The sequence below is a fragment of the Arthrobacter sp. NPDC055138 genome, from assembly GCF_053607305.1.
The window spans coordinates 522,690-547,085 of record NZ_JBSGTH010000002.1 but is presented as its reverse complement, the minus strand read 5'-3'; the positions used below and the strand labels follow the sequence as shown (position 1 = coordinate 547,085).

20 protein-coding genes are annotated in these 24,396 nt (G+C 68.4%); 12 read left to right on the top strand and 8 right to left on the bottom strand.

Annotated elements, in window-relative coordinates; translation table 11 throughout:
* Nucleotides 1-23: 23 nt before the first annotated feature.
* Genes cydB through ACWF5H_RS07660 form a run of 3 tightly spaced genes read left to right on the top strand, consistent with a single transcriptional unit; the run spans nt 24 to nt 5,429 of the window.
* Nucleotides 24-1,043 carry a cytochrome d ubiquinol oxidase subunit II gene (gene cydB / locus ACWF5H_RS07670; RefSeq protein ID WP_452035944.1) on the top strand — a complete coding sequence of 340 codons (1,020 nt, stop codon included), beginning with the start codon at nt 24-26 and terminating at the stop codon, nt 1,041-1,043.
* Nucleotides 1,040-4,441 (top strand): thiol reductant ABC exporter subunit CydD, encoded by a 3,402-nt coding sequence (gene cydD / locus ACWF5H_RS07665; protein ID WP_452035942.1) that lies wholly within the window; start codon nt 1,040-1,042, stop codon nt 4,439-4,441. Before cydB ends, cydD begins: the two co-directional genes overlap by 4 nt.
* A 4-nt stretch (nt 4,442-4,445) precedes the next feature.
* Nucleotides 4,446-5,429 (top strand): GNAT family N-acetyltransferase, encoded by a 984-nt coding sequence (locus ACWF5H_RS07660; RefSeq protein ID WP_452035941.1) that lies wholly within the window; start codon nt 4,446-4,448, stop codon nt 5,427-5,429.
* 10 nt (nt 5,430-5,439) lie between these two features.
* Here the strand turns inward: ACWF5H_RS07660 and ACWF5H_RS07655 are convergent, their stop codons facing one another.
* Nucleotides 5,440-5,958, bottom strand: a complete 519-nt coding sequence (locus ACWF5H_RS07655; RefSeq protein ID WP_452035940.1) for a DinB family protein — start codon at nt 5,956-5,958, stop codon at nt 5,440-5,442.
* A 9-nt stretch (nt 5,959-5,967) separates the two neighbouring features.
* Nucleotides 5,968-8,514 (bottom strand): DNA gyrase/topoisomerase IV subunit A, encoded by a 2,547-nt coding sequence (locus tag ACWF5H_RS07650; protein WP_452035939.1) that lies wholly within the window; start codon nt 8,512-8,514, stop codon nt 5,968-5,970.
* 47 nt (nt 8,515-8,561) lie between these two features.
* On the opposite strand from ACWF5H_RS07650, the gene ACWF5H_RS07645 reads away from it, so the two are divergent.
* The 4 genes from ACWF5H_RS07645 to ACWF5H_RS07630 all read left to right on the top strand — a co-directional run bounded on the left by ACWF5H_RS07645 (nt 8,562) and on the right by ACWF5H_RS07630 (nt 15,523).
* The gene (locus ACWF5H_RS07645) at nt 8,562-11,288 is read left to right on the top strand and encodes a bifunctional acetate--CoA ligase family protein/GNAT family N-acetyltransferase (protein ID WP_452035938.1); all 2,727 of its coding nucleotides are present in this window, start codon (nt 8,562-8,564) and stop codon (nt 11,286-11,288) included.
* A 46-nt stretch (nt 11,289-11,334) separates the two neighbouring features.
* Entirely contained in the window at nt 11,335-12,000 is a 666-nt protein-coding gene (locus ACWF5H_RS07640; RefSeq protein WP_452035937.1) for a DUF5998 family protein, read from the top strand.
* A 19-nt stretch (nt 12,001-12,019) separates the two neighbouring features.
* A complete protein-coding gene (locus tag ACWF5H_RS07635; RefSeq protein WP_452035935.1) occupies nt 12,020-13,186 on the top strand; it encodes an alkaline phosphatase family protein in 1,167 nt (388 codons plus the stop codon).
* A 405-nt stretch (nt 13,187-13,591) separates the two neighbouring features.
* Nucleotides 13,592-15,523 carry a DUF222 domain-containing protein gene (locus ACWF5H_RS07630; RefSeq protein WP_452035933.1) on the top strand — a complete coding sequence of 644 codons (1,932 nt, stop codon included), beginning with the start codon at nt 13,592-13,594 and terminating at the stop codon, nt 15,521-15,523.
* A 99-nt stretch (nt 15,524-15,622) separates the two neighbouring features.
* Here the strand turns inward: ACWF5H_RS07630 and sepH are convergent, their stop codons facing one another.
* On the bottom strand, nt 15,623-17,074 hold the full coding sequence (gene sepH / locus ACWF5H_RS07625) for a septation protein SepH (RefSeq protein WP_452035932.1): 1,452 nt from the start codon (nt 17,072-17,074) through the stop codon (nt 15,623-15,625).
* Nucleotides 17,075-17,398: 324 nt separating this feature from the next.
* Between sepH and ACWF5H_RS07620 the strand changes: the two genes are divergently transcribed.
* Nucleotides 17,399-17,701, top strand: coding sequence for a DUF4193 domain-containing protein (locus ACWF5H_RS07620; RefSeq protein WP_127515375.1), 303 nt, complete (start codon nt 17,399-17,401; stop codon nt 17,699-17,701).
* A gap of 87 nt (nt 17,702-17,788) precedes the next feature.
* Here ACWF5H_RS07620 and ACWF5H_RS07615 read toward each other — a convergent pair whose 3' ends face one another.
* Nucleotides 17,789-18,295, bottom strand: a complete 507-nt coding sequence (locus ACWF5H_RS07615; protein ID WP_364649794.1) for a DUF3093 domain-containing protein — start codon at nt 18,293-18,295, stop codon at nt 17,789-17,791.
* 190 nt (nt 18,296-18,485) lie between these two features.
* Between ACWF5H_RS07615 and dut the strand changes: the two genes are divergently transcribed.
* The 4 genes from dut to ACWF5H_RS07595 all read left to right on the top strand — a co-directional run bounded on the left by dut (nt 18,486) and on the right by ACWF5H_RS07595 (nt 20,927).
* Nucleotides 18,486-18,950: a dUTP diphosphatase gene (gene dut, locus ACWF5H_RS07610; RefSeq protein ID WP_364649797.1), complete on the top strand. Its 465-nt coding sequence runs from the start codon at nt 18,486-18,488 to the stop codon at nt 18,948-18,950.
* Between the two features lie 125 nt (nt 18,951-19,075).
* Nucleotides 19,076-19,801 (top strand): DUF3710 domain-containing protein, encoded by a 726-nt coding sequence (locus ACWF5H_RS07605; protein ID WP_452035929.1) that lies wholly within the window; start codon nt 19,076-19,078, stop codon nt 19,799-19,801.
* A gap of 1 nt (nt 19,802) precedes the next feature.
* Complete coding sequence (locus ACWF5H_RS07600) at nt 19,803-20,141, top strand: hypothetical protein (protein WP_452035927.1); 339 nt, start codon at nt 19,803-19,805, stop codon at nt 20,139-20,141.
* Between the two features lie 3 nt (nt 20,142-20,144).
* Complete coding sequence (locus ACWF5H_RS07595; protein WP_452035926.1) at nt 20,145-20,927, top strand: DUF3159 domain-containing protein; 783 nt, start codon at nt 20,145-20,147, stop codon at nt 20,925-20,927.
* A gap of 1 nt (nt 20,928) precedes the next feature.
* Here the strand turns inward: ACWF5H_RS07595 and ACWF5H_RS07590 are convergent, their stop codons facing one another.
* The 4 genes from ACWF5H_RS07590 to ACWF5H_RS07575 form a co-directional block, all read right to left on the bottom strand.
* A complete protein-coding gene (locus ACWF5H_RS07590) occupies nt 20,929-21,603 on the bottom strand; it encodes a potassium channel family protein (RefSeq protein ID WP_452035924.1) in 675 nt (224 codons plus the stop codon).
* Entirely contained in the window at nt 21,600-22,274 is a 675-nt protein-coding gene (locus ACWF5H_RS07585) for a potassium channel family protein (protein ID WP_364649812.1), read from the bottom strand. The genes ACWF5H_RS07590 and ACWF5H_RS07585 overlap by 4 nt, the downstream gene beginning before the upstream one ends.
* Nucleotides 22,275-22,505: 231 nt before the next feature.
* Entirely contained in the window at nt 22,506-23,528 is a 1,023-nt protein-coding gene (locus ACWF5H_RS07580; RefSeq protein ID WP_452035923.1) for a DUF808 domain-containing protein, read from the bottom strand.
* A 134-nt stretch (nt 23,529-23,662) separates the two neighbouring features.
* Nucleotides 23,663-24,385 (bottom strand): SDR family NAD(P)-dependent oxidoreductase, encoded by a 723-nt coding sequence (locus ACWF5H_RS07575; protein ID WP_452035922.1) that lies wholly within the window; start codon nt 24,383-24,385, stop codon nt 23,663-23,665.
* Between the last annotated feature and the right edge of the window lie 11 nt (nt 24,386-24,396).

Here is a 24,396-nt window from a genome sequence, read left to right as displayed (position 1 = left end):
CCACGGAACGATAAGAGGACTACATGGAAACCCTGCCCACCGTCTGGTTCATCGTCATCGCCTTCTTCTGGACCGGCTACCTGTTCCTGGAAGGATTCGACCTTGGCGTCGGCATGATGATGCGCGGCTTCGCCCGGAACAACACCGAACGCCGCGTGCTGCTGAACACCATCGGTCCGGTCTGGGACGGGAACGAAGTCTGGCTGATCACTGCGGGGGCCGCCACGTTTGCGGCCTTCCCGCAGTGGTATGCCGCGCTGTTCTCCGGCCTTTACCTGCCCCTGGTGCTGGTGCTGCTGGCCCTGATTTTCCGCGCCGTCGGCATCGAATACCGCGGCAAGGTGGATTCCGACCGCTGGCGGTCCGGCTGGGACTGGGCGATCTCGCTGGGCTCGTTGATCGCAGCCTTCGGCGTCGGCGCCATGCTGGCCCTGACCACCACCGGGCTGCCCGTTGACGCCAACGGCGACCGGGTGGGCGGTGCATTCGCCTGGTTCAACGGTTACGCCGTGCTCGGCGGCCTGGCCGTGGTGGGCTTCTGCCTGGTGCACGCGGCAGCATTCCTGACCCTGAAGACCGACGGCGACGTCCGGCTGCGGGCCAAGGCACTGGTACAGCGCTGGCTGCCGGTGGCGCTGCTGCCGATGGCGGTCTGGGCCGCGGCGCTGGTGCTGCGCAACGGCGAGCCGGTCACGGTTGTGACCCTTGGGGTTGCCGCCGCCGGCGCGGTGGCCGCCTGGCTAATGGCCAAGGCCGGCCGGGAGGGGCTCTCCTTCGCCGGGCTCGGCGTCTTCCTGATTGCCGGCACGGTGACCATCTTCAGCGCAGTGTTCCCCACGGTGCTGCCGTCCACGCTCGACGAGGCCTTCAGCCTGACGGTGGAATCCGCCTCGTCCTCCGACTACACGCTGGGCGTGATGAGCGTGGTGGCGCTCTTCGGCATCCCGGCGGTGCTGGTCTACCAGGGCTACACCTACTGGGTGTTCCGCAAGCGGGTGAGCTCGTCGGCCATCCCCGCCGCACACGCCGTCGTCGCACAATGAAACCCATGCTGCCGGTGGGCGCTGCCGGCAAACGCGCCCTGTACCTGCTGGGGCTGGCCGCGGCGGTCAAGGCCGCCGGACTGGTGCTGCTCGCGTCTGCCGTGGCCGCCGGGGTGGCCGGCCTGGCGACCGGGACCTTCAGCTGGGACGGGGTACTGCTGCCAGGCGTCATGGGTGCAGTGCTGCGCTCTGCGGCGGCCTGGGGCCAGGACGTGGCGGCGCAGCGGGCCGCAGCCGGAGTCAAGGAGGACCTGCGGGCGCGCCTCTCCGCGCGGATCCTGGACGACGGAGGTGCAACATCTGACGGAGCGGACTCTGCCGGCGACGGCGCCCTGAGCGTCCTGGCCACTCGGGGCCTGGACAACCTGGACGACTATTACACCAAGTACCTGCCGGCACTGGTGACCTGTGCCGTGGTACCTCTGCTGGTGGGGCTGCGGATCCTGGCCGCGGACTGGGTGAGCGCGCTAATCGTGGTGCTCACGCTGCCGTTGGTGCCGGTCTTCATGATCCTGATCGGCAAGCACACCGAAGACCGGACGGAACAGGCCGCGGCGGCCTTGGACCGGCTGTCCGACCACCTGCTGGAACTGGCCCGCGGGCTTCCGGTCCTGGTCGGGCTGGGCCGGGCCGCGGCACAGACCAGGGCGCTGCGCGATGTCGCCGGCGCTTACCGCGAACGGACCATCGCCACCTTGCGGGTGGCCTTCCTCTCCTCTCTGGCGCTGGAACTGATCGCCACCATCTCCGTGGCCGTGGTGGCCGTGTTTGTGGGCATCCGGCTGGTCTATGGCGGGATGGAGTTGGAAGCCGGGCTGCTGGCGCTGATCCTGGCACCGGACTGTTTCCAGCCGCTGCGCGACCTCGGCTCGGCGCACCACGCGAGCGAAGACGGGGTGGAATCGCTCAAGCGCAGCAACGCCGTGCTGGACGCGCCGGCCGGCCGGCCACTGGTACCCGCCGCCGGTCCATTGGCTGCCGGAGGGTCCGTGGCTGCCGCAGGCGGGGGAGCGCCGGAAGTGCGGGTGGCCGGGCTGGCCGCGGGGTACTCCGGGCGGGGGCAAATGCTGGAAGGGCTGGACTTTACCGCGCCGGCGGGTCGCATCACAGCCCTGTCCGGACCGAGCGGCGGCGGTAAGAGCACAGTGCTGGAAGTGCTGGCCGGCCTTCGCCGCGACGGCGCGGGCATCCGGCTGGCCGGGGAAGTGTCCGGCATACATCGCGGCCGGATTGCCTGGATTCCGCAGCACCCGGTTCCCTCGGAAGCGACGGCGGCCGAAGAGGTGGCACTGTATGCGGGGCTGACCGGACCCGCGGGGCGGGCGGCAGCGGCGGAAGCGCTGGCACGGGTAAACGCCGCCGGTCTGGCGGACGCCGACACCGGCGACCTCAGCCCCGGCGAACTGCGCCGGGTGGCCGTGGCGCGGGCACTGGCCCGGATCGAGCACGTCCCCGGCGTGGATGTGCTGCTTGCCGATGAACCCACGGCCCACGTGGACGAGCAGAGTGCACGCGCCATCGAGGCGGCGCTGGCCGGGCTTCGCGGCCGCGTGACCACCGTGCTGGTGGCCCATGACCCGGACACGGCGGCGCTCGCCGACCACGTGGTGCCGGTGGGCCCGTCAATCGCCCCGGCAGCACATGCCGCGGCGTCGGCTGGACACGTTGGACAGGCAGCATCCGCGGAGCCGGACACCGAACACACCGATTCCGTGGCCGGGTCACCGGGCCCCCGGACGGACGCGCCGAGCGCGGAAGTCCCCGCCGGACCCGGCCTGTGGCGGCAAGCGGCCCTGCTGCGGCCGTGGAGCCCGCGGTTCCTGGCCGCGCTGTGCTTTGGCCTTGGTGCGGCACTCTTCGCCGTCTCGCTGGCCGGTCTGTCCGGCTGGTTGATTGTCTACGCCAGCGAGCAGCCCCCGATCCTGCACCTGATGACTTCCATCGTGGGAGTCCGGTTCTTCGGCATCGGACGCTCGGTGCTGCGGTACCAGGAACGGTTGAAACTGCATGACGCAGTCTTCGAGAGCACCGACCGGCTGCGGATCCGGCTGTGGAACGGACTGCTGCAGCGGCCGGCAGCCTGGCGGCGGCTGGCCCGCGGCGGCGGCGCGCTGGAACGGCTGGTCGGAGATGTGGACGAACTGCGCGATGTGGCTCCGCGGGCTGTCTTCGCCCCGCTGGTGGGCCTGCTGGTGGCCGCGGCCTCCTGTGTGGCCACCGCGCTGCTGATGCCTGCGGCCCTCGGCTGGCAGCTGTTGCTCTCGGCGGTCTGCGTGGTGCTGGCACCGGCCGTGACCCGCTGGGCGGACCGGCACGCGCAGGCTACCAACGTCCAGCTCAAGGGCAGGTCGCTGAACGCCGTGACGCGGTTGCTGGCAGCCGCGCCGGATCTCGCCGCCAACACGGCAGCCCGGCCACTGCTGCAGCGGGCCCGCCGGCTGGACCGGCAGGCGACGGCGGCAGTGCAGCGCAGCGCCTGGGCCCAGGGACTGGGCCACGGACTGACCGCGCTGGCCTGTTCGCTGGCCGCGGTGGTGATGATCGGAACAGCCGGCGGCACCGCTCCGGGGGTGGCCGCCGTCGTCGTCCTGATGCAGTTGGCGCTGGTGGAACCCTTCATGGCCGTCAACACCGCAGTGCAGCAATGGGGCGCCTGGCGGGCCGCCGGGGCGCGGGTGGCGCCGGACCTGGGCAGCACCGAGATCCCGGCCGACGACGTGGCCGACGGGCCAGCGGTCGAAACGCTGGAGCTGCGGGACGCGTCCTATCGCTATCCCGACGCGGCGCAGGACGCCTTCGCCGGCGTGGACCTGCGGGTGGAGCGCGGGCAATGGCTGGCCGTGACCGGGCCGTCGGGCAGCGGGAAGTCCACCCTGCTGGGCGTGCTGCTGGGCTTCCTGCCGCTGGCGTCCGGCCGGTATCTGGTCAACGGCGCGGCCGGCGATGCGCCGCGCTCCGCCATCGCCTGGATGCCGCAGGAGGCGCACCTCTTCAACTCGACGGTGCGGGCCAACCTGCTGCTGGCCCGGCGGCCTGACCAGGCGCCCAGCGCGGAGCGGATGCGCTCGGCGCTGGCCGCCGTGGGCCTCGGCGGATTCCTCGCCGGACTCCCGGAGGGCCTCGACACGCGGATCGGCCCGGGCGGGCACTTCCTCTCCGGCGGCCAGCGGCAGCGGTTGGCCGTGGCCAGGGCGCTGCTGGCCGACTCGGACGTGGTGCTGTTGGACGAACCGACCGCCCATCTTGACCGCGAGGCGGCAGACGACCTGTTGCTGGATCTGCGGCGGGCACTCGCCGGGAAAGCAGTGGTCATGGTGACCCACGACGAGCGCCAGGCCCAGTGGTGCGACGATCGGTTGCGGATGTCTACCGGCAGGTACGCTGCTGCCTTAGGCTGAGGCAATGACGAATCCCGACCTCCCGGCCGATCCGGGCGCAGCCCTGCAGTGGCGGGCGATGACGGAAGCGGACATTGACGGCTGGCACCAGTTGATCCATCGGATGGCCGCGGTGGACAAGCCCGTGTGGACCGAGACGAAGGCGGATCTGGCGGAGGCTTTCGACGACCCTGCCAACGACCCGGCTGAGTGCACCGCCATCGGGCTGGATGCCGACGGGACCGTGCGTGCGGTGGGCCGGGTCTACGCGAACGCCGGCTCGCCCGTGGCGCACACTTGGGGCGGGGTGGATCCGGACTGCCGCCGCCGCGGCATCGGCAGGGCGCTCTACGCGTGGCAGGCCGAGTGCCAGAAGCGCCGGTTCGGCGCGGCCGGCATCACCGGCGGCGTCCTGCGGAGCAGCACCGAGGAACAAGACCCGGCGCACAACGCGCTGATGGCCGCGGTGGGTGCCAAGGTGGTGCGCTATTTCACCGAAATGACCCGGCCGCTCCAGGAGATTCCGGACGCGCCGCTGCCGCATGGCTTCGCGTTTGTGGACTTGGATCCGGGCGACAGCGACGCCGTTCGGCTGGCCCACAACGAAGCGTTCGCGGACCACTGGGGCAGTGAGCCACGGGACGAGCGCCGGTGGAAGACCTTGGTGCAGCACCCGGAAACCAAGCCGGAATGGAGCATGTCGGTGGTGGAGGCCGCCTCCGGCGAGACGGTGGCGTACCAAGTGGCCAGCTTTGATCCGGAGTATAAAAACCAGTCGGGGTACGACGAGGGGTTCACCAACCTGCTGGGCGTCCGCAGGCAGTGGCGCGGCCGCGGGCTCGCCCAGTCGCTGCTCGCGGAGGCCATGCGCCGGTTCAAGGCCGGCGGGATGGCACATGCCGGGCTGGGCGTGGACACCGAGAACCCCAGCGGGGCGCTGGCCCTCTACACCCGGATGGGCTACGTGCCCACCAAGCGCTACCTGGACTACGAGCTGCCGCTGACCTGACCCCGGGCCGCTAGGCCCCGACGTCGTGCAGGTGGTGCGTGACGTCGTGCAGGAAGTAGGTGCCCAGGGTGGTGACCGTGAAAACCGAGCCGTTGCTGCGTCTGCCGCTCCGGTCCCACTCTGCCGGCGTCACGGCGTTGAAGGCCGCCGCCGCATCGGCTGCCGCCGCGGCTAACTCCTGGGCCACGGCGAGTGGATCCAGGCTGGCGTACTGTCCCTCCACCGCTGCGGCATCCTGGTCCCAGTTCGCGAAGTCCGGATTGTCCTGGCCCAGCATCAGCTGGAGCCGGGTGTCGAACACCCGGCAGAGGTCGCGCACGTGGGCCGCGTACTCCAGGACGGACCAGGTGCTGCTGTCCGGGCGGCTGCCCACGCCGGGTTCCGCCAGCGCGGCTTGCCAGCGCGGCACGGAGGCCAGCAGCGCCGGGCCGATCCGGTCCGGCGTGATGCCGGCCGGATCGAAGCCGCATTCGGGGCAGGGCCGTTCGGTGACCCAGGTCCAGTCTTTGGTGTCCGGAGTGATCGGCATGCTGCCAGCCTACGAGTCTTCCGGCTCCTGCTGCGACAGGGACGGGTCGGACAGGGACGGGTCGGACAGGGACGGGCCGGACAGGGACGGGCCGACGGCGTCCACCGCCTGGGACAGCGGTATGCCGGATCCATCGCGGCGGCCATGTTCGGTGGGCAACGCCCGCGAGGCCCCGTTGGCGGAACTGGCCTTCGCGGGCCCATGCCCGGCCCACGCCAGCGTGAGCACGTCTTCGCCCTTCAGGAAGCGGTGTGCACGGACGCCGCCGGTGGCCCGGCCCTTCGCCGGGTACTCGGCGAACGGGGTGACCTTGACGGATCCCGGGGAGGTGCCCGGCAGGGCGTCCTGCGTGGAGGCAACGGTGACGACGACGGCGGCCGGATCTCCGGCCGCGACCGAGCCGAAGAACGCTACCGTGTCCTCGGCCGCCAGCTTGATCCCCGCCACGCCGCCGGCGGTGCGCCCCTGGGCCCGGACCGTGGAGGCCGGGAAGTGCAGTAGCTGCGCCTGGCGCGTGATGAAGACCAGCTCGTCGTCGTCGGCCGGCACGCTCAGGCCCACAATGTAGTCCTTGGGCTTGAGCGTGATGATCTCCCAGTCCTCCCGGTTCAGCGGGTAGTCCGGGGTGACGCGCTTGGCCACGCCCTGGGCAGTGCCGATGGCCAGCACCTTGTCCAGCGGCGCCAACGCCACCAGGGATTCGCCCTTCGCCAGCGTGATGAACTCCTTGACCGGAACCCCGCCGGCCAGATTCGGGGAACCGGCCGCCCCGGCGAGCACCGGCATGTCCAGCACCGGTAGCCGCAGCATCCGGCCCAGCGAGGTGACGGCCCCGATCTCGGCGCGCGCGGTGGTCTTGACCACGGACAGCAGCGTGTCGTGCCGGATCCGCTGGCCGTCCGCCAAAGGGTCCTGGTCCACGGTGCGGGCGAGCTGGCCGGACGCGGAGAGCAGTACCCAGCACGGGTCGTCGGCAATCTGCAGCGGCAGGGCCGCCTTGGCGTTCTTGCCCGCGGCGGCTGGAGCCGGCAGTGCCGTGCCGCGAAGCGGGGCAGCGGCCTCGGATTCGAGCAGCACGGTCCGCCGCGGCGTGGCGTAGAGGGCGGAAACCTCGCCCAGCTCGGTGGAGACCAGCCGGCGCAGCGTGGACTCGTTGGCCAGGATCTCCTCCAGCTCCGCAATCTCGCGGCGCAGTTCGTCCTGTTCCTTTTCCAGTTCGATCCGCGAGTACTTGGTCAGCTGGCGAAGCCGCAGTTCCAGGATGTAGTTGGCCTGAATCTCGGACAGGTCGTAGATCGCCATCAGCCGTTCGCGGGCGGCGGCGGCTTCGTCCGAGGACCGGATGATCTGGATGACCTCGTCGATGTCCACGATGGCAATCAAGAGACCCTCGACCAGATGCAGCCGGTCTTTCTTCTTGCCCAGCCGGAACGCCGTGCGCCGGCGGACCACGCCGATGCGGTGGTCCACGTAGACCTGCAGCAGCTCCAGCAGGCCCAGCGTGCGCGGCTGCCCGTCCACCAGCGTGACGTTGTTGATGCCAAAGGAATCTTCCATTGGCGAATAGCGGTACAGCTGGGCGAGCACGGCGTTCGGGTTGAAGCCGTTCTTCAGTTCAATGACCAGGCGCAGGCCGTGCTGCCGGTCGGTCAGGTCCACTATGTCGCTGATGCCCTGCAGCTTCTTGGACGTGACCGCGTCCTTGATCTTCTCGATCACCTTTTCCGGGCCGACGCCGTAGGGCAGCTCCGTGACCACCAGTCCGGTGCGGCGGGCGGTGAGCTTTTCCACCTCCACCTTGGCCCTGGTCTTGAACGAACCGCGGCCGGTGGCGTACGCGTCCCGGACGCCGTCCAGTCCCACGATCTTTCCGCCCGAAGGCAGATCCGGCCCCGGAACGAACCGGATGATGTCCTCGAGAGTGGCTTCGGGGTTGGCGATCAGGTGCTGGGCCGCGGCGATCACTTCGCCCAGGTTGTGCGGAGCCATGTTGGTGGCCATACCCACGGCGATGCCGGAGGAGCCGTTGACCAGCAGGTTGGGGAAGGCGGCCGGGAGCACCTCCGGCTGCATCAGCTGGTTGTCGTAGTTGGGAACGAAGTCCACCACGTCTTCGTCCAGATGGTCCGTCAGCGCCAGCGCCGGGGCCGCCAGCCGCGCCTCGGTGTACCGCGGCGCCGCCGGCCCGTCGTCGAGCGATCCGAAGTTGCCGTGCCCGTCGATCAGCGGCATCCGCAGCGAGAACGACTGGGCCATCCGCACCATCGCGTCGTAAATGGCGGCGTCGCCGTGCGGGTGGAGCTTGCCCATCACTTCGCCGACCACGCGGGCGGACTTCACATGCCCCCGGTCCGGCCGCAGCCCCATCTGGGACATCATGTACAGAATGCGGCGCTGCACCGGCTTCAACCCGTCGCGGGCATCGGGCAGGGCGCGCGAGTAGATGACCGAGTAGGCGTATTCGAGGAAGGAGCCTTCCATCTCGGAAGTCACGTCAATATCGACGATGTTCTCCGTGAAGTCCTCTTCGGGGGCTGGAGTCTGGCGACGGGGCATGGGTAGTGCTTCGGTCCTTAGTTAAAAGTTGCGGATACAGTGAGTTTATGGCGCAAGAGGCTGATTCCCCGGATTATCCGGATTATTGGGAAGCGGATGTCGTGCTGCGCGACGGCGGGACGGCGCACCTGCGCCCCATAGTCCCGGCCGACGCCGAGGCGCTGCAGGCCTTCCACGTGGGGCAATCCGAGAGCTCCATCTACCTGCGCTTTTTCACCTTCAAGGCCAAGCTCAGCGCGCGCGAACTGGCCCGCTTCACCAACGTCGACTACGTCAACCGCGTGGCCTTCGTGATCACCATGGGCGACGAAATCATCGGGATCGGCCGCTATGACCGGCTCAACGATCCGGCCGAGGCCGAAGTTGCCTTCAACATTTCGGACGCCCACCAGGGGCGCGGACTGGGATCCATTCTGCTGGAGCACCTGGCCGCGGCCGCCCGGGAAAACGGCATCAGCAAGTTTTCCGCCGAGGTGCTGCCGGAGAACCGAAAGATGATCACCGTCTTCAACGACGCGGGGTATGAAGTGCGGCGCCATTTCGACGACGGCGTGGTCGCCCTGGAGTTCGACCTTGATCCGACCGAACGGTCCCGTGCCGTGATGGCCTCCCGCGAACACCGGGCCGAGGCCAAGAGCGTTGCCGCCCTGCTGGCGCCCGGTGCCGTGGCGGTGATCGGTGCCAGCCGGGACTGGGGCAGCGTGGGCTACTCGCTGCTGGAGAACATCATCGAAGCCGGATTCACCGGCCCCGTCTACGCCATCAATCCGCAAGCCTTTGAGCTGAACGGCATGATCTCCTATGGGACCATCGCCGAGGTCCCGGAACCGGTGGAACTCGCCGTCGTCGCCGTCCCCTATGAGGAAGTAACCAAGGTGGCACGCGAATGCGCTGCCGCCGGGGTCAAGGGGATCTTGGTGGCCAGCGACGGATTCTCCCAAGCCGGCAACGAAGGACTGCAACGGCAGCGCGAACTGGTCCGACACGCCCGCGCCCACGGCATGCGCGTGATCGGCCCCGGTTCGCTGGGACTCCTGAATACCGATCCCGCTGTCTCGTTGAATGCGTCCATGGCACCCGCCATGCCGCCGCGAGGACCGCTGGGACTGTTTAGCCAGTCGGCGGCGATCGGTGTGCTGCTCTACACCGCCGCCAGCCGGCGCGGGCTCGGCTTGTCCTCGATGGTCTCCGGCGGCAACCGGGCAGACGTTTCCGGCAACGATGTGATGCAGTACTGGGAAGATGACGCGGCCACCAAGGCGGTGGGGCTGTATCTGGAATCCATCGGCAACCCGCGTAAATTCTCCCGGATCGCCCGCCGGCTCTCGCTCAGCAAGCCCGTGATCGTGGCCAAGTCCGACGTGATGGGACTGCAGCTGCCCCCGGGCCATGCGGTGCGGACCACCCAGGCGCCGATGGGCGCGCTGGACGCGATGTTCCGCCAGTCCGGCGTGATCCGCGTGGAAACCAACGAAGAACTCATGGACGTGGCGCAGATCCTGGTCAGCCAGCCGCTCCCGGCCGGAGCCAATCTGGCCGTGTTCAGCAACTCCCTGGCACTGGGCAACGTGGTGGCCGACGCCGCCAAGGCCCACCAGTTGGACGTGGTCCGGCTGGAAACCGGGATGGACCTGAACACCGGGCAGTCCAAGGCGCTGCCGGTGCTTCGCCAGCGGGTGCGGCAGGCGCTGGCGGCGCCCGAGGTGCACGCCGCCGTCGTCACCCTCCTCCCGGCCACGGGAATCCAGACCTCGGTGCTGGCGGAAGTGCTGCGCGAGTGCGCGGAAGAAGCGGGCAAACCGGTGGTTGCCTCCTTTACGGGCGTGCTCGACCTGGCGGAACGGACCGACGGCCTGCTGGCAACCGGCGATGGATCCGGGGCCGGTACGGAACCGGCGGCGGGCGGACTCCAGCGGGCGCTGCCATGTTTTGCCAGCCCCGGCAGCGCCGTCAACGCGCTGGCGGCCGTGGTCCGCTATGCCGAATGGAAGGCCCGTGACAAAGGCGAATACACCGAATCGGCCGGCACCGACCCCGCCGCGTCCCAGCAGCAGATCGACGCCCTGCTCGCCGGGCTGACCGGCACGGATCTGCTCACGCCCAGCCAGGAGCAGACCGCCCGGCTGCTGGGGTGCTACGGCATCACCGTGCAGGACTCGGCCGGCTTCACCAACGACGACGAGGCGGTGGCCGCCGCCGAACGGCTCGGCTGGCCAGTGGCGCTGAAGACCACCGATGCGCGGCTGCGCCAGCGGCTGGATCTGGGCGGCGTCCGGTTGAACATCACCGATGCAACCACGCTGCGCGCCAACATTGCGCATATGCGGGCCAGCCTGGCCCAGTTCGGCGACATTCCGCTGGAGGTCCAGTCGATGGTGCGCGCGGGTCAGGCCTGCACCATCCGCGCGATCGAAGATCCGCTGCTTGGCCCGGTGGTGTCCTTCGGGCTGGCCGGCGACGCCGTGAACCTGCTGGGGGACTGGTCGCACCGGATCCCGCCACTGACCACAGTGGACGTGGCGGACTTGGTCCGCGGGCCGCGCGCCGCCGGCAAGCTCTTCGGCTACCAAGGGCTGCCCGCCGTGGATGTGCCGGCGCTGGAGGACCTGATTGCCCGGGTCGCGCAGCTGAAGGACGAACATCCCGAGGTGGCGCTGCTGGAGCTCAATCCGGTCCAGCTCTCCGACCGCGGGCTCGCCGTGCTGAACGCCGAAGTCAGGCTCGGCAACCACGCGCACCGTACGGATAGCGCGCGGCGCGCCATGCGGGACTGACCCCCGGGTTAGCCATCGGGCAGCAGGGTAGGGGAATATGGAAGATATGAGCCACCTTTCGACGGCAGAACGCCGCAGTCTTGACGACGCCCTCAACCGGGCAGGCTTCTACCCGCTGCTGGTTTCCGACGTGGTCCACGACGCCCTGGACCAGCGCGAACCGCTCTCCCACTTGGTCCACTTGGAGACACACTTCGACCGCAACGAGGTGCACCGGCACATCACCGTGCTGGTCCTCACCGAGGACATGCTGGTCATCACCCACGTGGACGACCAGCAGCTCGACGACGAGGGCGAGCAGATGGTGGCGCAGATTTCCACCGAGTCCGTTCCGGTCAGCCAGATCCGTTCGGTGGTGCTCAGCTATGTCTATGCCCAGCCGCAGAACTACACCTCCGCCGACCAGGCCCGCGAGTTGACCCTGGCCATTGCCTGGTCCGGCGGCCAGCGCCTGGACATGGGCCCGGCCGGCTGCGGCGATCCGCAGTGCGATGCCGACCATGGCTACACCGGCAACATCGTGCAGGAGGACATTGTGCTCCGCGTCAGCGCCGAGGCGGACGGGCTGCAGGCCGTGCAGAACGCCAAGGATTTTGCCCGGGCACTGCGCAAGGTGAGCACCAGCAACCCCGAACCCGCCGCTGTGCCGGGACCGGTGCAGCCGCGCCCGCGCATCGGCAACCGTTTGGTCCGCGGTCACCACGGCCGCTGATCTGCGGAACTGACGCTGCATGACTCTGACACCTGAACCGCTCCCGGCCGCCCCCGGCTACGGCCGCAACTCCCTTGCCGAGGTGATGACCAGTGCCGCCGCGGCCGTGGGCGCCAACGGCTTTAAGAATGTCCTGCAACTGCCGCCGGCCAGGCGCGTCTGCGTGGTCATGGTGGACGGGCTCGGTAAGGCGCTGCTCAAGCAGCGCGGCGGACACGCCCCGTTCCTGCGCCAGGCCATGGAAAACTCCCGCACCCTCGGCAGCGCCTTTCCATCGACGACGGCGGCGTCCCTCGCCAGCCTGGGGACCGGATTGGCACCGGGACGGCACGGCATGGTCGGCTACGACGTGCTGGACCCGGACCAGGACAAAGTGGTCAACCAGCTCGGCGGCTGGGACGCCAGGGTTGATCCGCGCCTCTGGCAGCCGCATCCCACGGTGTTCGAACAGGTGGCGGAACACCTGCCGGTCACCACGGTCAGCCTGCCCCGGTTCGCCGAATCCGGGATGACCAGGGCGGCGCTGCGCGGCAGTGCGTTCAGGGCGGGGGCAACCAGCCACGCCCGCACCCTCGCGACGGCCGAGGCCCTGGCCGCCACCGATCGCGCTCTGGTCTACCTGTACTTCAACGAACTGGACAAGGCCGGCCACCGGTTCGGCGCCGCCTCGGCCCAGTGGGGGAGTGAGCTGGAAGAACTGGATTCGGACATGCGCCGTCTGACCCGTCAGCTGCCCGCCGATACACTGCTGCTGCTAACCGCCGACCACGGCATGCTGGACGTGGCCGAAGAGTTCCGGTTTGACTACTCGGCAGATCCGGCGCTGGTCGCCGGCATCCGGCACACAGCGGGGGAGCCCCGGCTGGTCCATCTCTACTTTGAGCCCGATGCAACGGCCGCGCACCGCGAACAGACGACCGCCGCCTGGCGGGCGACCTACGGGAATCAGGCCTGGATCATCACCCGGGAAGAAGCCATCAACCGCGGCTTCTTCGGCGACGTAGATCCCCGCGTGCTGCCGCGCATCGGAGACCTGATGGTGGCCGCCCGCGAACCCGTCGCCTTCTATGACACCCGCCGGGTCCCGGAAACCGCCATGTCGGTGGTCGGCCAGCACGGCTCGCTCACCAAGGCCGAGCGTGAAGTACCGCTGCTGACCTTGGCGGCCCCGAGCAAACGCCGCTAGGCACGCGCCAGCCGCACATTCTGTCGCGGCATCGGGGTCGTCCGCACCTTCTGTCACACCACGGTCGCCTTCGGCGCCGTCTGTCACATCACCGGTCGCCTTCCGCACTCCTTATGGCGCCACTGAGGGCTTCTTCGCCCCTTCAAGTCCCTCAGCCCAGCTCTCGGCTCCCGGCTCCGTGTCTCTCGCCGCACCTTCAGATTTCATACGCCCGTCAGGTTCCCTCGCCCAACTTTCAACTCCAGCCTCGGCTGTCCCGGCCCTCCGGTTCTCTCCGACGCGGCTTTGCCGGGCGACGCCGGATCTCTCCGCCCTCCGGATCTCGCACCAACGCTTTCCACCGCGAACTCCGACATCAGAAGTGGCTCGGGCCAAATTGTCGTACCCGGCTGGTTGGGTTGGGTCATGGAGGAGAACGCGGAGCGGGGGCAGGTTGCCGGGGAGGGCCGGCGGTTGCCTACGCAGGAGGAGCGTGAGGTGGCGATCGCGGCGATTCTGGCGCGGATGAAACCGGCCCGGAAGGTGCCGGTGCCGGTGCCGGCGCGGTGGGCGGAGCCGGTGTTCGAGCCCGGCCCGGACCCGTACGCGGGCCTGGTGATCCCGCCGGCCGCGGATGAGGAGCTTGACCAGGGGAACCGGGCGTACCGGGAGGACTTCGCGGTCTGGGAACTCGACGACGGGACCGATCGGCCGCCGGGGGTGGGTGCGGTGCCGGCGGAGTTCGCGGAGCTGCCGAATCTGCCCGAGGGGTGTTGGCTGCCGGCGGGGTTGTTTGAGTCGGAAGCGAACGCCGACTATTACGCCGAGCGCCTTGAAACACTGGTGGCGGGGGCGGAGCCGGCGGTGTTGTTGGCCACGCTGACCGGGTCGGAGACCGGCGGGCTGGGGTATCAGGAGGCGGTGGAGCATCTGGCCGCGGTGCACCGGGTCAGGTGTTGGCTGGATGCCCGGGAGGTGGCGTTGGAGGCGCAGTTGGGCCGCAGGGCGTTGAAGCAGTTGCCGCCGCCGGGGCCGGGGTGCACCACGTTGCGGCAGCGGCAGTTGCTGGCCGCGACGTCCGCGGCCGAGGAACTGGGCTGCCTGCTCGGCCTGCCCGATCACCAGGCCCGGGCGCGGTTGGACCAGGCCGCTGACCTGCACCGGTTGTTTCCCGCCACGCTGGCGGCGATGGCCGCCGGGGACCTGGACCGGGAACAGGCCGCCGTTATTGTCAGCCAGGGCCGGTCCCTGCCCGAGGACGCGGCGGCCGGGTTCGAACAGGCCCTGTTGGGCCGGGTGAAGGGCAGGTCGCTGCGGTCGCTGCGGGACATGGCCCGGCGGCTGCGCGAGCGCACGCACCCGGAGACCATCACCAGGCGCCGCCGCAGGGCGGAGGAACGGCGGAACGTGGGCGTGGAACCGGCCCCGGACGGGATGGCGTGGCTGAACGCGTACCTGCCGGCCGAGCAGGCCGCCGCGATCGATGACCGGCTCACCCGCACCGCCCACCACCTGCGCGGCCAGACCGGCGAGACCCGGTCCAGGGGGCAGTTGCGGGCCGACGTGTTCACCGACCTGCTCGTGCACGCGGGCCTGGAGACCGGGCCGGCGGCCGGGATCCATGCCGAACCGGCGGTCACCGTCCCGGTGCTCTCGCTGCTGGGGTTGAGCGAGGAACCGGCCACGCTGGACGGGTTCGGGCCGATCCCGGCGGACACGGCCCGGCAACTGTGTGCGGATGCGAAGTCGTTCTACCGGATCCTGACGCACCCGGAGACCGGGGCCCGGCTCTCCTACGGCCGCACCCGGTACCGGCCGCCCGCGGACCTGGCCCGGACGGTGCGGAAACGGGACGAGGTGTGTCCGTTTGCCGGCTGCCGCAAACACGGCAAGGCCTGCCAGATCGACCACACCCAGGCCTTCCGCGCCGACGGCGCCAGGGGCGAAACCGATGCCGGGAACCTGGGCCCGCCGTGCGAGACCCACCACGGGCTGAAAACCCGGGCCGGCTGGAAGATGGCCCAGCCCGCGCCCGGGGTGTTTGAAGTGACCACCCCGGCCGGCCGGACCTACACCGACCGGCCCGGCGAAGACAACGACCCGCCCGGCCGGCCGGCCTACCCGCCCGCCCTCGCCGCCGCGCTCCCGAACGACCACCGGCCACGAATCGAACCACTCACCACCAAGCCACCGATGGGATCCGGGCCAGCGGACAGCTCCAGCGATGACGGTTGGTTGCCGCCCTGGCACCCGGTCCATAAGAATCAAGCAGCAGACCACCAGAACGAACCACCGGCAACCGATCGGCTGCAACACTGGCCGTCACCAAACCAACAGCAGGACCCGCCGCCCTTCTAGGAAGAAAATCCCGTACCCTGCGGTGGCCGCCTTGGTTTGAGCCCAGGGTGTAAATCGACAGGTGGTTAGGAAAGCCGCCGGTTGCCTGGAGGGCAGCCGTTAGTCGTGCTTGGTGCCGAAGACGATTTCGTCCCAGCTGGGAACGCTGGACCGTTTAGGCTTGATGGTCCGCTTGGGCGGTTCCGGTGCCGAGTCCGCTTCATCGGCGTCGTCCGCGGCGGTTGCTGAATCGGATTCGGCCGCCTGGGAGACAGCCTCTTCCGCCCGGTTCTTGTCCCAGACAGAGGCATTGCCCGCAGCCACCGTTCTTACCGGAGCGGTGGAAGGACGCGGCTCATCTGCCGGCTGGTCGGCAGGAGAGCGGGGGGCCTGCGCATCGTCGCGGGCTTCGTCGTCGTCCTCGTCCTCTTCGGCACGGTGCCCGGACAGGTCTTGGTCGTCGCCTTCAACCCGCTCCGCAGGTTCATCCCGCAGGAATTCCGGCGCGCCCGAGAGCGTGATCTCGTGCGTGAGCGTGCTGATCCCATGGTCCAACTCCAAGGAGGAGATGGGACCGTCGTCGTAGGCCGGGGCCAGGGTCAGGGGGAATCCGGCCCGTGGACGAACGGCGGGCTCAGCGTCGTCGTGATCATCGGTTTCATCAAACGAGTCTCGTTCGAACCCGTCGCGCTCAAACGAGTCGCGGGGATGGGCGGCGGGCACCGGACCCTGGGTGAGCATCAGGGCCAACGCGTCGTCGGCGTCCTCATCGACGCCCAGCCGCTGTCCGCGGCGCGAGCGCAGCACTTCCAGCAGCTCTTCCGATTCGGCAGACTGCTCGTCGTCCTGCGTGTCCTCGGGCTCAAGGTCAGCCACGCTGTCGGCTTCGAAGTCGAAGACGTGGTCGGTAACGGCCTTCAACCGGCGGCCGGGCACAGGGCCCTCCACGGTCTCGAGTTCACTCAACTGCTGGGCCCACCGGTTCGCGTTTTGGATGGTGCGGCGGGCAGCGTGGAAGATCCATCTGGCCGGCGGTTCTTCCCCGATCGACTCCGTGGTCGCCGCTGCCGGGACGGGGAACGAGGCCACGATCTCCCAGCTGCCGTCGCTGCGCCGCCAGGAATCCCAGTTCATCGAGTCCGGCTCGATGCCGAAGGCATGGATTCGGTGGTCCACCATCCCGCCCAAGGTGGCCGGTTCATCGCCAAAGGCCGAACGATATCCGTCATGGCCGGGCAACGGGCCGGCGACCTCTATATTGCGGGCTTGCTCAACGATGTAGTGCCGCTCTGCCAGCACCGGGCTTTCGTAGCGCCGGATGCGTTCCAGGCCGAGGCCGGATTCGGCCGCAACTTCCTCAGCAGTGGCGCCTGCACGAATGCGCGCTTGGATCTCGCGCGGGGACAAACCCGCTTCCGCTGGCTCACCGGCACCGGGAGCGCGGGTAGTTGTAGGGCGAAAAACCGCTGTTCGCAGGGCCTCGTCTATCGCCAGACGGTAGTCGTCTCCACCTGCGCTCAACAGCAGATGTTCGCCATCCTCATGGACACCCACCAGCCGTAGATCCTGCATGAAAACCCTCCGCCAGACGACACTTTCTGCCTGAAACTCTGCCACCGAAACAGTGCTTTTCCTATTGTTTTTGCGGGTGTGGCGTGGAGTTTGTGGCCAAGGTCGCCGTCTCCAGTCGGCGGGCTCCAGGCGGCAGCGGGCGCCTGGACGGCACGGGAGTTTGTCACGCGAACGGTAAATAGGCAAGAATCTTCGCGTCACGGGCACAAATCCGACGGCGGATACGTTGACCTGTGAGCGGTACGTCAGGCGCGGGACACCAGTCCCGGGGCGGGGGGATCCTGCCGTGATGAACCGGGACTGGAAGGGAGTGAACGAACAACAATGGCCACTGACTACGATGCCCCTCGGAAGCCGGACGAAGAGACCAGCGAGGAGTCCATTGAGGAGCTGAAGTCGCACCGGCGGACCGATAAGCAGTCTTCCGTTGTCGACGAGGATGAGGCGGAGGCAGCGGAAGGATTCGAACTGCCCGGCGCCGACTTGTCCGGCGAGGAGTTGCTGGTGCGCGTGCTGCCGGCGCAGCAGGACGAATTCACCTGCGCTTCCTGTTTCCTGGTACGCCACCGGTCGCAGGTGGCCAAGGAGAAGGACGGGCTGCTCTACTGCACGGACTGTGAGGGATAGCTAGGCGCTGTGCAGGTCAGCTGCGCAGCGCCCGCTGCCTTGCGTCAACCGCGCAGGTGCCGCCGGCGCAGCTGACGGGCCGTCGGGCTAGTCCTTGTCCTGCGCCGGACCATTCAAGGCTGCGACCAGTTGCTGCGGACGACGCGTCGAGGCAATCCAGTACGGTGTCAGGTCGGTTTCGTCGGTGATCTGAATGGTGACCACGGGATCAATCCAGCCGCGCATGCACATGTAAGCGGTGCCGTTCAGCTTGGGACCACGCTGCTCGGTGGCAGCCTCGCCGGTGAATGCCTCCACCTGGCCAACATAGCGGCGCTCGATTTGGGCGCGGCCCACGTGCAGCATGGTGTCGGTGACCAAGATCCGCGGTGTGGATGCGATCAGCAGGACGGCCAGCAGGATGGCGGCGACGATGGCACCGATGATGCCGGCGGCCATGCTGATCGGGGCCAGCATCACGACGACGGCGGCCGCGGTACCGGCGGCAATTAGCCAGACCCAGAAGTTGGGCCAGAGCCGTTCGTCGTACTGTGGTGCGGAAGAAGGACCGCCGGCGGGACCGGAGCTGCCTGCAGGGGTCGCGGGTTGTGTCATGAACTCAGCTTTTCACCTTTTGGCAGCCATTTCATCTTGCCTCCGCCGCCGCCGTGGAACCAGCCTCGTCCGCGGGCGGGAGGGCTGAAAACGCGCTAGAGTGTTGTGCGGAATATCTCAGCGGGCGAGCCTTTTGGAATGCCGGAAAACAGCCCGCGAATTCGCCCCTCTCAAGGACAGACGATCACGAGTGCAGCAGACAATAGAAACGCTGACCGTCCAGCTGAAAATGCTCGACGACGGACTTGAAGCGCCCTCTTACGCCCATCCGGGAGACGCCGGCGCAGATCTGCGGACCCGGATTGATTTCCGGATCGCTCCGGGGGAGCGGATCCTGGTGCCGACGGGCGTGGCGCTGGCGCTGCCGCATGGTTACGTTGCCTTGGTGCATCCTCGGTCCGGTCTGGCCACCAAGCACGGACTCACCATCGTCAACGCCCCTGGCACTGTTGACGCCGGGTATCGGGGCGAGATCGCGGTCACCCTGCTCAATACGGACGCCAGCGAGACGCTGACGTTCAAGCGGGGAGACAGGATCGCTCAACTGGTCATCCAGAAGGTGGAAACGGCTGCCTTCGAGCTCGTCGACGAGCTCCCCGACTCCGCTCGCGGCGCCGGCGGATTCGGGTCCACCGGAGGGTTCGGCGCACAGTAGAGACGCGGGCTCGTGTGGCGGCCCGGCCCGTCGGAACGGCGGCGGCCATCCTGCCGCAAGCGGCAGCAAAGCCGCGCAGACTTTAGAGCAACCCGGCACAACCGGAGGAAGAGGAAACTCAAGCTATGGCATTTGGGCGTTCCAAAAAGAAAAACCAGAACGACGGCGAAGATCTTGCCGCCGAGGCTGCCGTACTTGGTGAGGATGCCGCGCGGCAGGCGCCCGAGAGCGGTCCGCGCCGCAACGGTCCGTTCGACGACTCCGAACAGGACGCCGGAACCGACTACCTGGATCTGGGCGCCCTGAAGATCCGTCCCCGGGAGGGCCTGCAACTGCGGCTTGAGATCGAGGAAAAATCCCAGCGGGTTGTGGCCGTGACGCTGGACTTCGGCGGATCGAACCTGCAGCTCCAGGCATTTGCCGCGCCCAAGTCCGAGGGGTTATGGGATGAAATCCGCACCCAGATCGCCAGCTCCGTCGGGTCCCAGGGCGGCACCGTCCAGGAAGTCGACGGGCCGATGGGTACCGAAGTCGTGGCGAAGCTACCGGCGCAGAGTTCCGACGGCCAGAAGGGCTACCGGGTGGCCCGGTTCCTCGGCGTGGACGGACCGCGCTGGTTCCTGCGCGGCGTCATCGGCGGCCCGGCCGCCTTGGACCGGGCCAAAGCTGCCGACCTGGAAGAATTGTTCCGGGCCACGGTGGTAGTCCGCGGGACACAGCCGCTGCCGCCCAAGGACCTGCTGCAGCTGAAGATGCCGAAGGGCGCCGCCGAGCAGCAGCAGGCCGCCGAGACGCAGCGACCCGGACTGTCCGCCCCGGAGCGGGGCCCGGAAATCACCGAGATTCGCTGACTTGCCTGAGCTTCCGTCCGGTTTCGGGGCCAGCCCCATGGCGCAACTGCCACAACGCGGCCATGTTGCCGGCAGCGGCCTGGTGGAGGCTATAACCATCGAGCCGCCCGGCCAGCCGCCGCGTTTTGCCGCCATCGTGACCGACGCAGGCCAGCAGCAGCCCGGAAAATCCCGGGACGGCGGGCACCCGCGGGTCAGGCTGGTCTGGCTGGGACAGCACCGGGTCCCCGGAATCGTGGCCGGTATCCGGCTCTCCTTCGAGGGCATGCTGTTCCGCGTGGACGGGTTGGCCACAATCTACAACCCGCGTTACGAGATCCTCAGTCCGTTGGAGAATTGACCTATGACAGATCAGCAGCCGGACTTCGGCCAGCACAGCGGGCGCCCGAACGACGCCGGGCAGCAGCCTGCGGCCAGCGCCGCCCACGGCGAAGAGCCGGCCAAGGAGAGGCCGGACGCTGCCGAAGCCCTCGCCAGCAGCTACGCCGCGCGCGCCGGGGTTCAACGGAGCGCCGATGGACAGATCGACGTCCTAAAGACAGTGGGCGGTGTCCGCGGGCTGGCCGAAAGCATCCTGCCCGGCGTGATCTTCCTGGTGGTCTTCACCATCGGCCAGGAGCTAGGCCCCGCCCTGATTGGGGCGCTGGCGGCCGCGGCCATATTCACCGTGCTGCGTCTGGTGCAGCGGGGCACCGTCACGCAGGCATTCTCCGGCCTGGTGGGGGTTGCCATCTGTGCCTTTGTCGCCAACACCACGGGCCGTGCCGAGGACTTCTACGTCTGGGGCTTCTTCACCAATGCGGCCTACATTCTGGCCATGCTGATAACGATTGCGGTCAAATGGCCGGCGCTGGGACTCATCTTCGGGTTGATCCGCAACGAGGGGACCGCGTGGCGCAAGCAGCCGCAGCGGCTCAAGGCTTACACCATTGCCACCTGGATCCTCACGGCGGTGTTGGTCCTGCGGCTCGCGGTGCAGGTTCCGCTCTACCTGATGGGCGATGACGGGCTGGTGGCGCTGGGCACCACCCGCCTGCTGATGGGGGTCCCGCTGTACGCACTGGGACTGTGGCTGGCCTGGCTGGTTTCCCGCCCGGCAGTGGTGGAGGCAAGCCGGGCAGACTGAGTCAGTCTCCGGCGGCCGGCCGGTCGGTCAACACCGCCCGCAGGTCGTCCTCCGCGGCGATGGTGGTGATGAAGAACAGCTCGTCGCTGGCCTCGACCACGTCGTCAGGGCTTGGCGTAATCGGAATGTCGTCGCGCAGGATCGCCACCACCGTGGCATCCTGCGGCCAATCGATGGACCCAAGCCTGCGTCCGATCAACGCGGAATCGGTGGGGACAGTGAACTCGACCATCGAAGCGATGCCGGTCTGAAGCGTTAGCAGGCGGACCAAGTCACCAATTTCCACTGCTTCTTCAACCAGCGCAGTCATCAGGCGCGGGGTGTTTACGGCCACGTCCACGCCCCAGGAATCGTCGAACATCCAGTCGTTTTTCGGATTGTTCACCCGTCCCACCGTGCGGCCCACGCCGAACTCGCTCTTGGCCAGCAGCGAGACCACCAGGTTCACCTTGTCGTCGCCGGTGGCCGAGACCACGACGTCGGCATCCTCGAGCCGGGCTTCGCGCAGCGTGGTGATTTCGCAGGCGTCGCCGATCAGCCAGCGTGCACCCTTCAGTCCGCTGCGGCCGATCACCTCGGGCTTCGGATCAATCAGCAGGATCTCGTGGTTGTTCGAGAGCAACTCGCGCGCAATAGACGATCCAACGCTGCCTGCGCCGGCAATCACCACTCTCATTCGGACTCCTCCACCGGGGGCTTGGACAGGATCCGGTCGATCTCGAACGTTGAATCGACGCTCATCATGGCGTGCACGATGTCGCCCTTCTGGTATCGGGTGCCCGGGCCGGGCAGGATCCCCTCGCCAAAACGCGTCAGGTAAGCCACCCGGGCGCCGGAGGCCGCTTCGATCTCGGCCAGCTCCCGGCCCACCCAGCCGTCGTCCAGTTGCACTTCGCCCAAGATAAGTCGCCCGGATGCCTCGCGGAAGTCGCCCTTGATACTCTGCTCGGGCAGGATCCGCCGCAGCACCTGGTCAGCGCTCCAGCGCACCGCGGCCACCGTGGGGATGCCTAGCCGCTGGTAGATTTCCGCGCGGCCGGGATCGTAGATCCGCGCCACGACGTGCGGCACGTGGAAGGTCTCGCGCGCCACGCGGGTGGCCAGGATGTTGGAGTTGTCGCCGCTGGAGACGGCTGCGAAAGCATAGGCGTTCTCGATGTCGGCCTGGCGCAAGGTGTCCCGGTCGAAGCCAACACCTGTCACTTTCCGTCCGGTAAAACCCGAACGCAGGCGGCGGAAGGCCCGATCGTCCTGGTCGATAATGGCTACGCTGTGCCCGGAATCAACCAGGGTGTGGGCCAGCGTGACGCCCACGCGTCCGCAACCCATGATCACAAAATGCGCCATCAACATCCTTCCGGCACCGGCCTGATACAGCGGGATACAAATCTACTGCAACCATAACGCCGAACAGGCCGCGTCCCCGCCATGACAAGCACCGCGCACTGAGCGCCAAGCATCTCGCTTGTCGGGCCCCATGTCCGTCCACGGCACTACTTCGTCGCCCGTGGGCGAAAAGTCTGCGCAGGGCCGGGGTAGGAAAGCGGCCGGGGGAGTCGTTTACCCGGTAGGCATGAGCTAGGCGGTGGGGTCGGCGTCGCGTTCCGGCGGCTGGTGGCCGGCGACGGCGGCGCGGGCGTCGCCCTCTTCGTGCCCGGCCTTCTTCTTGCCGAACGGCAGCACTTTCAGCAGCGGGTGCAGGATGGCCATGATGACGAGGCCCCAGGCCAGTCCGAGGACGGCCGAGCACAGGGTGTTCACGAGCCAGGCCAGGAAACCGCCGACCACTGCGATGCCGGTGAACGGGGTCTCGAGGACGTGGACCAGGTCATAGGGGGCGTGCCAGCCGAGGTCGTGCGCACCCTGGAGCATAATGTGGCCACCGACCCAGAGCATGGCGATGGTCCCGACGAAGGTGATGGCAGCCAGCACGGCGGGCATGCCCTTGACGAGCAGTCCGCCGAAGCGCTGCGAGCCCGCGGAGTCCTTGGTGGTCAGGTGCAGGCCGATGTCGTCCATCTTGACGATGAGTGCGACGGCGCCGTACACGAGCACCGTGATGGCGATCGCCACCACCACGAGGATGAGCGCGCGGACCCACAGGGACTGGTCGGCCACCTCGTTCATCGAGATGACCATGATCTCGCAGGAGAGGATGAAGTCGGTGGTGATGGCGCCCTTGGTGACCTTGGCCTCGGCCGCCGGGCCGCGTTCCACCGCCGGCGCCTTTTCGGCCGAGTGGTCGCCGCGGAGCTTGTGCCAGACCTTTTCGGCACCCTCGTAGCAGAGGTAGGTGCCGCCCAGCATGAGGATGAACGGGATGACCGCAGGGATGAAGGCGCTGATGAGCAGCAGCGCCGGCAGGATGAACAACAGCTTGTTCCGGAGCGAGCCCCAGAAGATCCGCTTGATCATCGGCAGTTCGCGGGACGGGTCCGCCCCGGATACGTACTGCGGGGTGACGGCGGCGTCGTCGATCACCACGCCGGCGGCCTTGGTGCCGGCTTTGGCGGCCCCGGCCGCGACGTCGTCCAGCGAGGCGGCCGCTATCCGGGCCAGAGCTGCGACGTCGTCGAGCAGCGCAACCAGACCGCCGCTCACCGATAGCCTCCGCACAGCTCGGCGGCGGGCTGGGCGTGGAAGCAATGGTTGCGGCGCGTGATCGGCATACTCCAAAGTCTACGGGGACAGAGGGCCCGCTGCCTGGTGTGGCCGCTATCTGACAGGGACGCTCGTCAGAGCGGCGTGCCGGTTTCCTCTGCGAGCGCTTGGATGAGTTGGTCTTGGAAAGCGTGGTCGTGGACCGCACCGTGTGGTTGCTGCCGCTGCCGGTGGTACCAGTACCCGCCGCTGCCGAGTGCCTCCGGTTGATCGCTGGTTGCAAGCCATTCCTGGGTCTGGTGGCCGAGCTCCAGATCGTCGGGAGCGCCGCGTCCGCCCATCTTGGTCGGGACCCAGCCGGGGTCCACGGCGTTGCTGAGCAGATTGGGGCGCAGGCGGGCGAGCGCGGCCGCCAGCGTGGTGACAAACAGCTTGCTGTCCGAGTAAGAGCCCGGTGTCCGGCCCTGCCAGTCGACCCCGGCCAGCGATGGGTGCCCTGCGAAGTGCGAACCGCTGCTCACATACACGTGTCGTTTCGGTCCGTTGAGGAGCGCGGTGAGGAGGTATGGAGCGATGATGTTCACCGGCATCACCGCCTGTCCGCTCCAGACCCCGGCGTTGTGGATTACCGCGTCGAGCGGGTCCCTGTCGTTCAGTTCCGCCGCTATGCCGCGGACTGCCTCGCGCTCGCGGAAATCGCCCACCACCATGTCCGCGCCGCGGTCGACCAGTGGGGCCAGGACCGGCGCCCGGTCCCGGTTTCGGGCGTGCACGACGACGTTGTGGCCGGCGGAGAGCAAGGCATCAGCTGCGGCCCGGCCGAGGCCGTCGGCCGAACCGGTGACCAGGATTCTCATGCTCTGGGTGA

Excerpts from the sequence above, each read along its gene's own strand:
- cydB (WP_452035944.1), top strand. The coding sequence starts at position 24 with ATGGAAACCCTGCCCACCGTCTGGTTCATCGTCATCGCCTTCTTCTGG.
- cydD (WP_452035942.1), top strand. The coding sequence starts at position 1,040 with ATGAAACCCATGCTGCCGGTGGGCGCTGCCGGCAAACGCGCCCTGTAC.
- ACWF5H_RS07660 (WP_452035941.1), top strand. The coding sequence starts at position 4,446 with ATGACGAATCCCGACCTCCCGGCCGATCCGGGCGCAGCCCTGCAGTGG.
- ACWF5H_RS07655 (WP_452035940.1), bottom strand. The coding sequence starts at position 5,958 with ATGCCGATCACTCCGGACACCAAAGACTGGACCTGGGTCACCGAACGG.
- ACWF5H_RS07650 (WP_452035939.1), bottom strand. The coding sequence starts at position 8,514 with ATGCCCCGTCGCCAGACTCCAGCCCCCGAAGAGGACTTCACGGAGAAC.
- ACWF5H_RS07645 (WP_452035938.1), top strand. The coding sequence starts at position 8,562 with ATGGCGCAAGAGGCTGATTCCCCGGATTATCCGGATTATTGGGAAGCG.
- ACWF5H_RS07640 (WP_452035937.1), top strand. The coding sequence starts at position 11,335 with ATGAGCCACCTTTCGACGGCAGAACGCCGCAGTCTTGACGACGCCCTC.
- ACWF5H_RS07635 (WP_452035935.1), top strand. The coding sequence starts at position 12,020 with ATGACTCTGACACCTGAACCGCTCCCGGCCGCCCCCGGCTACGGCCGC.
- ACWF5H_RS07630 (WP_452035933.1), top strand. The coding sequence starts at position 13,592 with ATGGAGGAGAACGCGGAGCGGGGGCAGGTTGCCGGGGAGGGCCGGCGG.
- sepH (WP_452035932.1), bottom strand. The coding sequence starts at position 17,074 with ATGCAGGATCTACGGCTGGTGGGTGTCCATGAGGATGGCGAACATCTG.
- ACWF5H_RS07620 (WP_127515375.1), top strand. The coding sequence starts at position 17,399 with ATGGCCACTGACTACGATGCCCCTCGGAAGCCGGACGAAGAGACCAGC.
- ACWF5H_RS07615 (WP_364649794.1), bottom strand. The coding sequence starts at position 18,295 with ATGACACAACCCGCGACCCCTGCAGGCAGCTCCGGTCCCGCCGGCGGT.
- ACWF5H_RS07605 (WP_452035929.1), top strand. The coding sequence starts at position 19,076 with ATGGCATTTGGGCGTTCCAAAAAGAAAAACCAGAACGACGGCGAAGAT.
- ACWF5H_RS07595 (WP_452035926.1), top strand. The coding sequence starts at position 20,145 with ATGACAGATCAGCAGCCGGACTTCGGCCAGCACAGCGGGCGCCCGAAC.
- ACWF5H_RS07590 (WP_452035924.1), bottom strand. The coding sequence starts at position 21,603 with ATGAGAGTGGTGATTGCCGGCGCAGGCAGCGTTGGATCGTCTATTGCG.
- ACWF5H_RS07585 (WP_364649812.1), bottom strand. The coding sequence starts at position 22,274 with ATGGCGCATTTTGTGATCATGGGTTGCGGACGCGTGGGCGTCACGCTG.
- ACWF5H_RS07575 (WP_452035922.1), bottom strand. The coding sequence starts at position 24,385 with ATGAGAATCCTGGTCACCGGTTCGGCCGACGGCCTCGGCCGGGCCGCA.